At 34.4% G+C, this 14,860-nt stretch carries 13 protein-coding genes; 6 read left to right on the top strand and 7 right to left on the bottom strand.

Annotated features, from left to right (window positions below; genetic code table 11):
• Nucleotides 1-30: 30 nt before the first annotated feature.
• Entirely contained in the window at nucleotides 31-303 is a 273-nt protein-coding gene (locus Q9Q97_RS11525) for a hypothetical protein (protein WP_125721001.1), read from the bottom strand.
• 72 nt (nucleotides 304-375) lie between these two features.
• On the opposite strand from Q9Q97_RS11525, the gene Q9Q97_RS11520 reads away from it, so the two are divergent.
• From Q9Q97_RS11520 to Q9Q97_RS11510, 3 genes are all read left to right on the top strand, one after another.
• Nucleotides 376-558, top strand: a complete 183-nt coding sequence (locus Q9Q97_RS11520) for a hypothetical protein (RefSeq protein WP_306157119.1) — start codon at nucleotides 376-378, stop codon at nucleotides 556-558.
• An 89-nt stretch (nucleotides 559-647) separates the two neighbouring features.
• Complete coding sequence (locus Q9Q97_RS11515) at nucleotides 648-821, top strand: hypothetical protein (RefSeq protein ID WP_164515295.1); 174 nt, start codon at nucleotides 648-650, stop codon at nucleotides 819-821.
• Nucleotides 822-1,454: 633 nt separating this feature from the next.
• Complete coding sequence (locus Q9Q97_RS11510) at nucleotides 1,455-3,410, top strand: hypothetical protein (protein ID WP_125720999.1); 1,956 nt, start codon at nucleotides 1,455-1,457, stop codon at nucleotides 3,408-3,410.
• A 35-nt stretch (nucleotides 3,411-3,445) separates the two neighbouring features.
• Here the strand turns inward: Q9Q97_RS11510 and Q9Q97_RS11505 are convergent, their stop codons facing one another.
• The 4 genes from Q9Q97_RS11505 to Q9Q97_RS11490 form a co-directional block, all read right to left on the bottom strand.
• Complete coding sequence (locus Q9Q97_RS11505) at nucleotides 3,446-3,919, bottom strand: hypothetical protein (RefSeq protein ID WP_125720996.1); 474 nt, start codon at nucleotides 3,917-3,919, stop codon at nucleotides 3,446-3,448.
• A gap of 511 nt (nucleotides 3,920-4,430) precedes the next feature.
• Nucleotides 4,431-6,419: a conjugal transfer protein MobC gene (gene mobC / locus Q9Q97_RS11500; RefSeq protein WP_306157116.1), complete on the bottom strand. Its 1,989-nt coding sequence runs from the start codon at nucleotides 6,417-6,419 to the stop codon at nucleotides 4,431-4,433.
• Nucleotides 6,420-6,438: 19 nt separating this feature from the next.
• Complete coding sequence (locus Q9Q97_RS11495) at nucleotides 6,439-7,695, bottom strand: relaxase/mobilization nuclease domain-containing protein (RefSeq protein WP_306157114.1); 1,257 nt, start codon at nucleotides 7,693-7,695, stop codon at nucleotides 6,439-6,441.
• Entirely contained in the window at nucleotides 7,680-8,075 is a 396-nt protein-coding gene (locus tag Q9Q97_RS11490) for a plasmid mobilization relaxosome protein MobC (protein WP_306157111.1), read from the bottom strand. Before Q9Q97_RS11490 ends, Q9Q97_RS11495 begins: the two co-directional genes overlap by 16 nt.
• A 290-nt stretch (nucleotides 8,076-8,365) precedes the next feature.
• Between Q9Q97_RS11490 and Q9Q97_RS11485 the strand changes: the two genes are divergently transcribed.
• From Q9Q97_RS11485 to Q9Q97_RS11475, 3 genes are all read left to right on the top strand, one after another.
• A complete protein-coding gene (locus Q9Q97_RS11485; protein WP_306157109.1) occupies nucleotides 8,366-8,656 on the top strand; it encodes a hypothetical protein in 291 nt (96 codons plus the stop codon).
• Nucleotides 8,657-8,863: 207 nt separating this feature from the next.
• A complete protein-coding gene (locus Q9Q97_RS11480; RefSeq protein WP_306157107.1) occupies nucleotides 8,864-10,390 on the top strand; it encodes a MauE/DoxX family redox-associated membrane protein in 1,527 nt (508 codons plus the stop codon).
• Between the two features lie 83 nt (nucleotides 10,391-10,473).
• Entirely contained in the window at nucleotides 10,474-10,761 is a 288-nt protein-coding gene (locus Q9Q97_RS11475; RefSeq protein ID WP_306157105.1) for a hypothetical protein, read from the top strand.
• A gap of 52 nt (nucleotides 10,762-10,813) precedes the next feature.
• On the opposite strand, the gene Q9Q97_RS11470 is transcribed toward Q9Q97_RS11475, so the two are convergent.
• Both Q9Q97_RS11470 and Q9Q97_RS11465 read right to left on the bottom strand, forming a co-directional pair.
• The gene (locus Q9Q97_RS11470; RefSeq protein ID WP_306157103.1) at nucleotides 10,814-13,435 is read right to left on the bottom strand and encodes a S9 family peptidase; all 2,622 of its coding nucleotides are present in this window, start codon (nucleotides 13,433-13,435) and stop codon (nucleotides 10,814-10,816) included.
• Nucleotides 13,435-14,859, bottom strand: a complete 1,425-nt coding sequence (locus tag Q9Q97_RS11465; protein ID WP_306157100.1) for a RagB/SusD family nutrient uptake outer membrane protein — start codon at nucleotides 14,857-14,859, stop codon at nucleotides 13,435-13,437. The genes Q9Q97_RS11470 and Q9Q97_RS11465 overlap by 1 nt, the downstream gene beginning before the upstream one ends.
• Nucleotide 14,860: the final 1 nt, after the last annotated feature.

Below are 14,860 nucleotides of genomic sequence, written 5' to 3'. Positions count from 1 at the left end.
ATAAACTTTTCTTTGATTTCCAACTATTTGTCATTTCTTAAAATGTCTAGCTTTTAGAAGTGCTTTATTAAAGTCTGATAGCTCTTCTTTTTTACGTCCTTTTTCTATGTCTTCGAAAGTGGCTGTTTTAACTGTTTTTCTTTTCCCGCCGATTAATAAAGGAAGTTTTAAGTTCTTAATCTCTGATAAATCTTCCTGCAAATACTCTGTCATATCTTCCAGACTAAAATACCATTGTTGTTCAAATTCTGTTTTGTGTATGCTTTCATCTTGTAAAAGCTTTTCTTTTTCTAGTATTTTCAAATTACGCCGGATTTTATAACTTTTGATAAATTTATTACGTCTTTGTTGAAGCATTTTGTCATTAGAATCTGGATGAAGAATCCAATAACATTCGAAACGCTATTAGCAGCAGATAATGTTTTAGATTTATCTCGAATAAGAGACGTAAATGAATACGATCGAGACAGTACAATTGATAAGTCAAAACCATTTGGATTTTTAAAGCTTGATGAGGCTTCAAACGATTTCAACTTCATTTATCTAACATACCAATAAAAATATTATATCGTGCACCAAATATTATCTCGGTTAAAGATATTGAAAACAGTAAACTATATATTCCTATCGGTTATAAAAATTCACACATGAAAGAATTGTTTATTCAAGATGAATTAAGTGAAGTTGAAAAGATTTTTAAAGACATCTCAGTTGGTAATTTCTATTTAAATTCTGGACTGACGTATCACGCATCTTATAAAAATTTAAAAGAGACTTCTGGAGTTTATATAGTTAATGATTTTCAATGTAAAGAACACTAAAATCACTCACATAACCATTTGAATCTAAATTACCCAGATCTTGATACTACTGAGTTTTTACTTTTTTCAAAAGCAAATGTGAATTATCCTAATTTGTGAATCTGCAGCGACAGAATCTGTGAAGATTGAGCATGGTTTCATGGCATCGCATACCGGCTATTATTTTATGATGTTACTCAATCATATGCTACGTTATGAGCCTGAAAGGATCCTTAGGCTCTCAGCTTCTGTTATTCGCAGCGCTTCGAATAATAATTTTGCCTACGACCAGACAGGATTTCGGGAAATAATTCGTCTTACCGAAAGAATCTGGCGGACCACAAGCAGATTTTGAGAAATAGGGAGAATCTGGATTATCTTCTGGAGATTCTCGAACTTTTTTACCGCTTCAGGATTTGATCAGGCAGTGGAGCTTACACTCAAATTAAAAGAAGCATTTTAAGCTGTGTAAAAAAAAAGATTTTTTGATTTTAATCAACAAATCTATTGAATTAAGAATAAGGTTTTCCGTACTTATCAGAGTTTTAATTTTGTTAAGTTTGTCCGAATGAAGACTTATATGATGTAAGTTGATGATTAATAGAATATTTTGCTCTTAAGCCTATTTAATAATAAAAACCATTTATAACAAGTATGAATAAACGTGATTTTAACCGTGTACATTTTTATTCCAGGGAAGATTTGGCTGGATCTCGTGAACTTTTAAAAGGTGAGTCTATCTTGAAAAGTGAAATAAAAACTAGTTACAATGACATAAATGATATTTTAGAACTTTATCACTTAAAAAAATATTTCGATAATGATTTGTACTTAAAAAATTGGACTATAGAAGATTTAGACAATTTTAAAGAGAAAACTAATGAATATGGAAATAAAGTTGGGCAATTTTTCGCTGGTATAAATGAGATAAATGCTATGGTTTTATATGAAAGTGTTCAGCTAGGATATACACAGTCATTTTGGGAAATTGTAAGTAGTCACAGTACATTTAAAAGAATATCAAAAGTAACTTTTAGAGCTCTTCTTGATATAAAACCACACTTGATTACTGAAATTTTAATTCATAAGCCACTTGTTGATTATTACTGTGCAGAGTTAAAAAACTTTCTTCTAGATTATGAAAAAGCAGCTGAAATTTTACTGACCCACTATGAAGCTGAGAAACAGAATCGCGATAGACAATATTTTATACCTAGTAAGCTAACTGTTGTAGATAAAGAAAATATAATTTTAAAATATTTAGATTCAGATGTTATAAATCTCAACTACCTTGCGCTAATTCAAAATGTTAGAAATAAGGCAGAATTTAAAATTTCAGATAGAACAAAACTGAAGGCTAAACGATTAAACAAAAAAGAAACTGAAAAGCTGTTCGTTAATAATTCTTCTATAAAATATGGTGTTTCAGTTAGCTTTCCCGATGATACAGCCAATATTATAAATGCCTATTTTGATGATGAACATGTTATTCATTATGAATATAGCCTAAATTTTATTAAGAAAAACGATACCCCTTATGTATTATTTCAAAATTTTAGAGATCTTTTTGGGTTTGTTGATAATCAGTGGAGAATAAATTTAGTAAGCAAGAAAAATCAGCGTGTGCTGTTTGAAGAATTAATGGGAGTCCGTTCAGAAAACGAGTACAGAACGGGAACAGCCTTTTCCTTATCAGAAATGACTTCAGGAGCTCAAATTTACGGATATAGTAGAATTGTTAAAGGGCTAAATACAACGTTGGAAGATATTTTGCATTTAACTTTTACAGCCTTTTTCAGAGAAAAATATGGTTTTGCAGAAAATGCTCGTTTTCTAATACCATCCGCTACAAATTCTTATTTTGAAAAAGTAAGGTTGCTTGCGCCAGAATTTGAGTCAATACTAAAACAGTTTAAACTTTATGTTGAAGATGGATTTATCGATTTTGAACTTTTACAGATATCTTCAGTACCTACAGTGATTAGTGATATACCAAGTCTAAATAGTAATAAATACATTTATTTCAATTCCGATAATAAAGAAATGGGTTATAGTTCAAGTTTATTATTTTCAGATCAGTCATTTTTAAATTACGTGGAGCCTTTCGCGGAAAAAAACTATAAAAATTTCTTTAGGCTAGCGTTAAATGAAAATTTGAATTACAACAATTTTGAGCAATACCAAAAACAACAAATCGATTTCTTGATAGAAAAAGATTTTTTCAAAGTTACAGATAATGAAATTCTAGAAATTGCGAATATTGAAAGACTGCTTATACTTCAAGATTTATATGAAAATGAATTTGCATCATATCACAGATATTCTTTAAAACTTCAAAATGAGGTTTTAAGAATGGTGGATGAGAAAATTTTATTTTTTGATAGTTCACTGTTTTCAAAATCTGAACAATCTTATTTTAACTATTTTCTTAATAAAAAAGAATTTACAAATGGGCTAGAACTGCGAAATAGCTATCTGCACGGAACACAGGCAAATCCTGAAGAGATTCAAAAGCATGAATATGCATATTTCTCCTATTTAAAATTGCTGGTTTTAGTTATTCTGAAGATAGAAGATGATTTGCAAATTGCTCTAAATATAGAAAAATAATACCATGTAACTTAATGTACTGGAAGGACTATATTTTACTTAGCGCTAAGTGCGTAAGTAAGTAATTCGCCAGCAATTTTCTGTAATTGTATTTCTTTCCACACTGTTTTCGTATTTTTAGGAGAGTTTATGTAGCAATTTAATTCATCATAAATTGTAATATTATGAAAACTAAATTGAAGATCATAAACTTCTATGTAAACGCAATTTTGCACTTTGTCAATGTAAATTTGTGCATCAAATTTTATGTTGTGATTATCTGTAACATATACTAAAAGTTTTGATACATGCTTTTTGAGCATACCATAATAAATTTCTCCTCTGAATTCTTTAGTTTTTATAGCTGCATTGATTAGGTTCATAGCGCATAAAATTACGAACAAAGCTTTTGTTGAGGAAGGTTTGCTATTTATAATATTTTTTGATTGAATAACCTGTTCACGATTTATGGTCGTTTTAAAATCCTTGATCTCTGATAATTGAATAAGATTTGATAATGCATCCAGCATATTTATTTGGTTTTTTAAAAAGCTAAAAGTAATGATAAAGCGTTGGAATGTTATAAATCTTTTGTAAAAAATGCCCGTAAATTTGAATCAAAATTAATTGCGGATACAATGGTTCCGCATTTTTTTTGGAAGAGTATTACTAAGCATACGTTTTGGAGATGTCGGAAATAATGACATGAGAAAAAGTGTATTCAACTAACTTTGCATGAGATGAATGTGAAAATTTATTAAAATTTTTCTAACACTGCAACAATTGGTCGTGAAATGATAGTTCTGAAATAATACTAAGCAATAAAAACAATTTTTAATATGATTTAACTCTTCAAATCCACTACGGAAGAATTTACTAAAAGCTAGGACATGCGTGTCGGTATTCTTTGTCCATTCTGTCAATCATACTTCTTGTGTCGGAGGACTGATTTCGAAATGTCGTATTTTATCTTTGTACTTCATTTCCAAAATTATTTACAAAGTGGGGTGGGGGCAAGTGAATATTGAATGTGTGAAAAGATTATTTCTTTTTTTTGATTACTAAATGAGACAATGCCGGGTCATGTAAAAGACGTTCCAATTCTGAATTTACAATCTCAGCTATATCATCTTTTATCTGCAGATAATTGCGTTCAATCATGGTGTTATTTATGATCCGTACCGGACTGATCTGCTGATATGAATTCTCTTCTTTTTTAAGCTCATTATGATTATTTATTATTTCGGAATGGAATGTTTTAAGTTCAATTTTACACTCAGGATTGTCGGCAGTCATGCCGACAAATTCCCCTGAACTTAAGCAGGAAATCTTAGATGCCGGAACTGCCGCTTCCAATTGTTTTGACCTGCTGACCGAGGTATCTGAGCTGTTAATTGAAAGGCTTTCACGTTCCTGCATTATTTTTCCAAAACGTTCAGAAAGCTGTTTGGCGGTGTCGCCGTTCACCTGACCGCTGATGATATTCCCGGTGATATTGAGTATGACATCTGCCTGCTCGCGGCCGTAATCTTTGCGCAGCTGGCTGAAGTCCTGAATCCCCAGACAGGTGCTTACTTTGTTGCTTCTTGCTGTAGCTATAAGACTGTCCATATTGTTGAGATAAATGGTAGGGAATTCATCAAATATCAGGCTGCTTTTAAGCCTGTCTTTCTGATTTACCTGCTTGATGAGCCTGCTCACAAAAAGGGAAAGCACAGCACCGTAAGTCTGGATTTTCAATGGATTGTTTCCCATGCAGACTAGCTTAGGATCTGCAGGATTATTAATATCGAGCGTAAAATCATTCCCGGAGAGTACATAATAAAGCTGCGCACTGGACAATCGTGCCATGGAAATCTTAGCGGAAGCGATTTGCCCCTCAAGCTGCTCCATGACATTGTTCAGATAGGCGCTGACAAAAGGGTCGATCAGAATCTCTATTTCTTTTTCAGTCCTGAGCAGCGTGAAAAGACTATTGTATTCAACCTGCATCAGTTCGATTACATGTGGAAGAGTGCAGAATTCTCCGTCATTATATTTTTTAAGATACCATATTACGGCAGAAAGAAAATTAATGGGAGATTCTACAAAAAAGTCCCCCTGTTTTTTTATCCATTCCCGGTTTAATCCCAGAAGAATTGTGCGTGCTGATTCAGCCGCATCTGTTATATCTGTCATTGATTTTGGATCCAAAGGATTACACCTATGGGTGCGGCTTAGGTCATCAAAATTAATTACATAAAACTTAGGTTCGACCATATATAAATGTTTATACTTAAGCCAGGTATTATAGGCAATAATGCTGAGGTCATCAAACTTAAAATCATACACAAACATTGTGAATCCTTTGCGGATGTGCTGGGTTATGACATGGCGGATCACAAAATAAGATTTTCCAGATCCGGGTGTTCCAGCAACCAATATTCCACGAAAGGGATTTATGATATTAATCCAGCTTTTCCTCACTTTATTTTTCAGATTATACTTTGCCGGAAGGTTAACGGAGTATTCATTTTCAAGAAGCCTTTCTTCCTGCGGAAATGTTTCATTTTCCCTGTTAAAAATGTCACTGCTGCCCAGATTTCTGCGAATGATTCTAGAAAGCAGTGTTCCTCCTGAGAGCAGCAGCAGATATCCTAGAGCAGTACACAGCATATAGAGAATCAATTTTGTTTCAGGCATCAAGAAAGCAATCAGAAAAAAGTAACTTGAGAAGTAAGCCGTGAATCCTGCAGCGATATAATACATGGCTGTTTTAAAGTTCAGCTTTTCGTTTTTTCTGCCCTTAGCACCAAGAAGGGAGATGCATAAAAATCCCAAGGCAAAAATTTTAGATGTATGGAAATAACCCAACAGTCCTGTGCGGAAAATGTTCTGCAGTATTTTATTCCCAAAATCATTAGTAAGCCCCCAGAACTTAAAAACATTATATCCGAAATAGTAGAAATGAAAGCAGAGCAGTACCATGCTGATAAGCCTTGTCATATCTAGAATTTTTCTAAGCGCCTGTTCATTTTCTCCTGTCTGCATTGTCTTAGTTTTTTATTTGTTAATCATTAAGTCCTTTTCTTCTTCTTTTCTTTTTTCTTTTGAATTCCTTTGAAATGTAATCAGCAGTTGAAACAGATTGCAGCAGAGAATCAAATATCATTTGCAGTTGGCTTCCGCTTATAGAAGATGAGTGCTGCGTTTTATCTATAAGCTCTTTATGATCGATATCTGCAACAGCTTTTCGGCTAGTATTGAATTCTTTGAGACCGCACCGTTCTTCAATTCCAGATGCAGCATATGGCTTTCCTAAAATACTACCTTTAAAAACGCATTTTGTTATGTGGTCCACGTAGGTTAAACCGTAAAGAATTCCATGTTCATTTCTTCTTTCTACAATCTTAATTCCGCCCTTTATAAGAATTGCGTCTAGATCGGAAACAGTCTTTATTTTGTTCTGTATAAATGCCATATCAACTGCATTTTTAATTCTTTTCAAATTAGGATTTCGTTTTGTTTTATTTGCAATGAATTTTAATTCCAGATATTTTAGGATGGGTTTAAGATAAAAACTGCTTGCTTTTATGGGAACGCCAACCGGCTGTTTTTTATCATTGAGAATCTGGTATGCGAGTCCTTTATGCTGAAACATTTTTGAATCTTTTCCTCCCTGCAGCGCGGTGATATTATATAGGTTTAGAACAGCATTTAATTCTCCCACGGTGGTATACTTATAATTTGGAATAACAGCGTTCAGAACATTGGCAATTGCTTTTTTAGTTTCAGATTCCCCATATTGAGCAACAATACTTTTTACAGGCTTTATATTGATTTTTTCCTTCTTACTACTCTGGGCGACTACCAAACCAAATGCCTTTTCAATCTTCCTTCGTGCTGTTTCGGACTGGTTTTTCCCTATGTTATTCATGTCAATTCTTTTCCCGTCCGATTTCACTTTTACAGAAACAATGTGGATATGGGGATGTCCCGCGTCATGATGCTGGTACACCAGATAAGGCTGGGACCCGAACCCTATTTTTTCCATATAAACGGTGGCAATTTCCATGAGTTTTTCTTTCGGCAGATTGCTTTCAGAGGAATCAAAATTCAGTGAGATATGAACGCTTCCCCGTTTCACATTTGAATTTAATTCAAGCTGTTTTAAAAGCAGTTTCAGCCTGAGATCTCTGTGAAGTACAGAGGCTTCTACAGGATAATTTACGTCTCCGATAAGCTCTGCTTTTTCTGCTTCGATCTTATTTTCATTGTAATTAAAAATACTTCTGACTGATGATCCCGTATTTATGACTGCAACCATTTTTCTGCAAGATTTTGGATTGTATTTTTAATCGCATCAATAGAGTTAAACAGCATTTTTTTATCTGTTTCGAAACTTAGTATCCATACTTTGAATTCAGAAATCTGTGAAAGTGTGTGCAGTTTTTTTACAGCCTGGTTAAGATTATTACCAATAGAATTAAGCTCTGTTCTGAGTTTAATTAATTCAGCCATCAAATCATCAAGGGAAGTATCTCTGGTTTTTAGAATAACAGGCCTTTTCAGAAGATTCAGTCGTGCGAAATCGCTAAGTTTTGGGCAGAGTGATTCTTCAAAATTTTTGTTCAGGATTTTAAATTCTTCTTCGTTTAGACGCAGATGAAGCCATCTGTTTCTGTTTTTTTTCTCTTCTTCCATCATTTTTTCCTTTTCATTCTACATTAAAAGTCTTCCAGTTTTCACTGCCAGCGAGTTCCGAGCAGAGAGGCAGCAAGATAGCGGTTGTGATACAACCGGACATCTTGCAGATTGCAGCAAGGCGTGGCAATCCTATAGAGTCTGTTTAAAAACTCAGACTTCTTTGAATTAGTCAGACGAATTTATGCAGGAAATTCCAATGTATCCCATCATAGGTAAATTTTGCTTATGATGCTTTGGAGCGTCATCCCTAACTTTAGGCTTTGATTTATTAATTTAAAAACGCTGAAATTATGAGTACGAAGAATTATGCTGCCAAGGTATTCGATACCGTTATGAGCATCCAAAGCATGAGCGAGCCGGTGAAGATTGATCTGAAAATTTCACGCAAAAATGTACTGCTTTTATGCCACTTTATTGACAGGGGAGTGCTGTTGGAAAAAGATGAAGTAAGCCTTATGGGAAGCATTGCAGAGGAGGAGCTGGCTGAACTTAAAAATGTTTCGAAGGAATGCCTTCAAAAAGCAGGACTCGTTGAGCTTAATCAGAAGCTTTTGAGTTTTATAGAGGACGTGAAAACCTAATTTAAAAAGATTAAAAAAAAAGAGGAAAATGCTTTGCGGATTTTTTCTGTAAAGCATTTTTTATTGCAGAAATCTTGAAATGTAAATTGGTATGGTTTTGATGTTTTTTGGTTTGTTTTTGATGTGTTTTCTTTCAATTTATGGATTTAGTTTTGTATATGCTTTTGCTATTAATGTTTTGGATATAAATCGTTCAAATTATTTGTTATGAAACTCAATGATAGTTATATAGAAAAAACTGTAGAGATAATAAGTCTGATTTTGGTGCTTTTATTTGTATATGCCGCGGTGAGTAAATTGATTGATTTTGAGAATTTTAAAATCCAGCTTGGACAATCACCAATATTAACTCCTTATGCAGAATGGATGGTGTTTTTTATTCCATTGTCAGAATTTGGAATCTGCTTGCTTCTGATGTTCAGAAGTTTCAAATATTTAGGACTTCTACTCTCCTTTACAATGATGTTCTTATTCTCTCTTTATATTTATATAATGCTTAATTACAGTTCTTATGTTCCCTGTTCATGCGGAGGCATTTTGGAAAAGATGACATGGCAGCAGCATCTTGCATTTAATCTGATTTTTACTGTTTTGGCAGGTATTGCGTTTATACTTCTCCAAAGCAGATGTACTGAGAGTAGAATACTATTCTACAAACAGAGGTTTAAACTTTTTTTGTTATCTGTATGCGTATTATTACCTGGTCTGATGCTCGTATTTCTTTTCAATTTATCAAATCATATTATTCATTATAAGAACAAATTTGTCAGACGCTTTCCACAGCATACGGCACAGGAACTTTTTCAGATTGATTTAAAATCTAATTCATGCTATTTTGCTGGCAGTTCATCTGGGACAATTTATCTGGCAGATTCAAAGTATCTGCTTAAAGTTAAAGCCCTAGATACAATGTCAAAGAAATTAACCGAGCATATAATTACACTTGAGAAAATTAAAATGCCTTTCTCGATTCCGAGTGTCAAGATTTATCAAGATCATTTTTTTGTGTTTGAAGGTAGAGCACCTTATTTTTTTAGCGGGAGAAACAGCAATTGGAATGCAGATTTTAAAATGCACAGCGGTAATTATTTTTCAAGTGTTGCACCCATGGATTCTATTCACTTAGCAGTGCGATATTTCATGCCACCAGCTAATGAAAACGTAATTGGAAAAATAAATTTGAAAGATACCACCAAGATTTTATTGAAAACAGATCTTCTTGAAAAACAGATTGACGGAATTATTGACACCGATGGTGTTCTATTGTACAATTCAGAGATCGAAAAAATAATATATGTATATGCATACCGAAATGAATATCTTATTATAAATCCAAAGTTAAAACTCGAGATGAAAGGTAAAACTATTGACACTGTGAGTAAAGTACATCTAGACTTAGCTGAAGATAAGAAAAAGGGAAGAATTACACTAGCTAAACGACCGTTAATGGTTAATCGGTTAAGTGCAACTTATGGAAATCTACTTTTTATAAATTCAGTACTGCCGGGGCAATACGAGTCCGACCATTTATGGAGAACGGCTTCAATTATAGATGTGTATGACCTTTCAAACAGAACTTATAGGTCAAGTTTTCCTGTTTATGATATTGATAGAAAAAAGATTAAAGGCATATATGTATATGGCAGCCATTTATATGCCATAATCGGGAGCAAATTAATATGCTACCAATTAAGAAAACATATGCTTCAAGATCATGCAGCAAAAGCAGAATGACATTTAAAATACATTGGCCAAAGTCAGGGATTTGATCGAAAACCTGTAATAGAGTAGATCGTAACCATATAAATGTTATAAATATGAAATCAAATTTGTTAAAAAGATTTTCGGCTCCGTTGGCAGTCGCAATCTTAGGAGGAGCAGGGGCATTTTTTACTGCATCTATGGGTAGTGCTAAGGCATTTGATGAGCGTCCAGCTTACCGCTATGTTTCGCAGCTAGATCCGTGTCATCAAGAAGATGAAAGATGTCAGACTGAGCAGACTATTGAAATCTGTTCTTACGGAAGCACGCAATTATTTGGTAAAGTAGATGAAAATAATCCAAATAATAACTGTAATCTTCCTATGTGGAAAGTTCAGGATTAAAACGTCCTGATAAAGTGCAATGCCGTTTTCGTAAGAAAACGGCATTGTCTTTTTAATAGGCATTCATCCATTCTGGTTTAGGTTCATGTTTTAAAAAATGCCCAAACCATTCCATACTTTTTTGGGTTAGATCAATTTGGCTGGACTTATTTGTAAAAACATGATTTTCATTTGGATAAATCAATAAGACCTGCAGCTTCTGAAGTCTTCTGAGTGCAAGATGAAATTCTTTGCTTTGAAGAGGCTCAACAGCTGTGTCCGAATCCCCGGTATATGAAAGCAGAGGTGTACTTATGTTAGATGCATGTCTTACTGGACTGTTGTTTTGATAGCCGTCGTAATTCTCAAATAATGAGGAGCCCATTCGCATTTGAAAGGTCTCGAACCGCCATGCTTCGGGAATAAAATCGTACTTGTTAAAAGTCAGATAGGCACTGTTGAGATCACTAAGCGATGCGCCAGAAATGGCTGCACTGAATATGTTGGTCTGAGTAATAATGAAATTGACCTCAAATCCCCCGAAAGAATGCCCCATAATTCCAAGTTCTTTAGAATTGACGGGATAATTTGAAAGGACTTCATTCACTGCCTCTGTTACACACTCTAAAGCTGAAAATCCCGGATTTCCAATTTCATAAGATATGTCCGGTAGAAGCACAAAATAGCCGCTGTTGGTATAATTCGAAACATTAAATGAGCATCCGTTTAAAAGTGTGGGATTAAAATATCTATGCAGCTTCGATGACTGTTTCTCATAAACATTTACAATCATTGGATAGCTTTTGTTTTTATCATATCCCGCAGGAAAAAAAAGTGCGCCATTTAGGGTTTCACCTTTCGAGTTTTTGTATTTGATTAGTCTAGAGTTCCCCCATAAAAAGTCTTTTTGATGGGGATTGCTATTAAATAGGATACGAGGTTGATGCTTATTTATTTTAACTGTCAGGTTAGGGGGCATATTAAATTTTTCCCTCGTATATATAAAACTGTTACCAATTCCTTTTTTCACTGCTGAAACAAAAACCGAGTCAAAAAATACCTTCTGAAGTTTCCATGACCTGTCGAGAATTGCAATTCCAGTTTTTGAATTGTCATCTGTTTTTAAATTTAAAATAGTATTTTCTCCAGGTATTAAAGTGTGAGCTTTGGAATCCAATATTGAAAGGTCTTCAGGCTTCGTTGATACAAGCTTGTATATTATTTTATTTTCCCTGCCGTCTGTAAGTCTCTTCGCTCTTCGGGTCTTTGTATCGAATTCCCAGAGATCGTATTTATCGTAAATTACCACAGATCTGTCATTTTCGGTCCATCCTGCAAAACCGTATGGAGAAACAGAAGTGCCGTACTGCGTACTATTATTTGCAAAACTGTGCTTGATATTTCCTGTTAAGCTGAAACTAGATTTATTTTTAAAATCATATAGCCACCAATTCTCATCTTTGAAATAAGATATAAAATTTCCTTGCGGAGAAAAGGACATCGTTTTAGTCAATCCTGTACTCTGCTGCTTGGTTAAGAATGGCGTTATTTTACCTGTTTTAATATCTAGAATTGAAAAATCCAGTTCAGGCTTCTGCTTGAATGAAGGTTTGTTTTTTTCACTATTACATAGAAGTGCAAACAGCTGGTCGCCATTTAAAAGCACATATGAAAATTCTTCGCTTCCGATCTGCATAGTCTTACCCGTTTCAGGATTCCACCTGAAAAGAAGGGACTTCTCTCGGGCAGTAGGAAATGCTTTTCTTTTAGGGTAAAGGTCTTTGTCAGTTGTATTCCATATCTGTACATTTTCAGAAGCAGAATTAACATCGACATCAATTATTTGTCTGGCTTTAAAAAATACATAATTCATATCATCAGAAATGACAAATGAGCTTAAATGTCTGCCATCTATATAGAAATTATCAGGAATGTTTTTATCATTTATAATGCTGTAGAAATAATTCTTCCCCTCTCTAATTTTGTAATATATTATAGCAGTGAAATTTCGGTTTAACGCATCCTTACCTGAACCAGAAAGTAGAACACTACCGTTTTTACTATTCCATTTGATTATATCAAAATATATTTGAGGGTTAATTGGTATGTTAGTAATGGAAATTTTGTCGATAAGATTATAGAGTTGTGCTGATGTTCTATGTGAAAGCTTTGTGCATACTAACATCGATTTATCAGGACTTATACAAAAAGATCCAATATCTATTATTTCTTTAAGAACATGACCTTTTAAATTGCAGATGAGCAGTGATTTTTTTCCATCAGGGGACGACTTGATCAAGAGAATCTTACTGTTCAGGGAAATAAAATCCGTTATATTTTCAATATATAATTTTTTGTTTCTTTCTAAATCAAAAAGCATAAAACGTGTTTTTGAAAGCAAACAGCAGAAAAAATTGTTTTTTAAAAACATCCCATTACTGGCCAATGTAATGCTGTAAAGTGTAGGTTTATCAGTATTTTTAATAAATAGAGTATCAATACTATTTTCATAGGTCATTGTATAACTTGCCCACAACGCATTGTCAGAAATGCTTCCAACTGATAAGGTTCCCCATCTTTTGTAGTCATCAATACGTACAGCATTTTTTTTAATCTGCCCCATAATGGGGCAGACTGCCAAAAACAGATAGATACTAATCCAAAAAGATCTGCTCATATTTAATATGTTTGTCATTAGTAGCCAGTATTTTGCGGATTTAAATTTGAGTTTAGAATCAATTCGGATTCAGGAAGAGGGAGCACTGACTTGAACGTCTGCCACTGAGGTTTTACAGGAAAAAGTACGGTATCAAGAGAGCCAAATCGTTTAAGGTCAAAAAAGCGGTGACCAAATTCAGTAAACAGTTCGTGTCTTCTTTCCTGCAACAGAGCATTCAAAATTTCATTTTGTGAAACGGCAGGAGTATCTGCTAGTCCTGCAGAGTGGCGGATTTTATTAATATCTTCTTTACTTCCTATCAGATCCCCAGCATGCGCGCGAGCTTCTGCCCGCACAAGATAGATTTCACTTAATCTTAGAATGATTGAAAATTCAGTTGAAGTACCGGTTCCCTTATTTTTGTATTTGGAAGGATAATGCCAACTTGTGATGCCGTTTGTTACAGATGTTATCCAAAGAGTTCTTCTCAGGTCACCATTTTGGAATGAACTTAAAAAAAACGGGCTGAGAGCTGTGATAGCTGGCGGACCGGAGCTGAATATAAATGTCTGCGCTTCAAGCGTATTACCAATAGCGGTATTGGCAGAAAACTGCCAGATAGTTGCCTGCGATCCCTTTAAGAAAGTTTTCGATAGATTATTTTCGTATGTATAAAGCCCAGTATTATTTAGTACTGCCGAAGCTTCATTGGAAGATTCTGCCCACTGCTGGGTGTATAGATAAACTCTTGCAAGCAATGCCCTTGCGGCAGATCTATTAGGTCTTGTGCGGTCAGGTGCACTATAACTTTCAGAGAGTAGCCCTCTAGCACGTTTCAAATCATCGATGCAGTGAAGATATATTCTACCTGAAGACTCTTTTGATATTGATCTGTTGGTCTGATATTCTGTCGTACTCACATATGGAATGCTTCCGTAAATGCCGGTTAGGTAAAAGTGGATTAATGCCCTAGTGAACAAGGCTTCCCCCATAAGCTGTTTTCGGTCACTGTCAGGAAGTTTTTGTGAGGCTGTAACTCCTTCCAAAACTGCATTTGCTCCATAAATCTGATTGTAGCTACTGTTCCAGATCGATTTTACTGATGAATTTGAAGGAAGCACCACATTATTGTAGAAATTAACAGTGCCTTCCTGCGCTGTCCCATAAAATGCAAGTTCGTCTGTATAATTGCCTAAAAGGTTTGAAAGTCCTGTTGCATATCCCGTAAAAAGCCCTCCGTCCCTCATTTTGGCGTATACCTGTGTCATTGCAGCATTGGCAGTAGACTTTTCTTCAAATACCTCGGAGGCTGCTAACTGGGAGTTTGGAAGATCAACATCCACAAAACCATCACAAGCAATAAATACAAAAGCCAATAAAGTTAATAATTTTGCATCGAATGCATTTTTGCATATGAGTTTTATAAAATAATATTTCTGGAATATAATTGTATTTTTCATG

The sequence above is a fragment of the Flavobacterium sp. DG2-3 genome, assembly GCF_030730925.1.
Classification (GTDB): Bacteria; Bacteroidota; Bacteroidia; order Flavobacteriales; family Flavobacteriaceae; genus Flavobacterium.
Note: the sequence above shows the minus strand (reverse complement) of the source record. Positions and strands in the feature narration are given on the sequence as shown.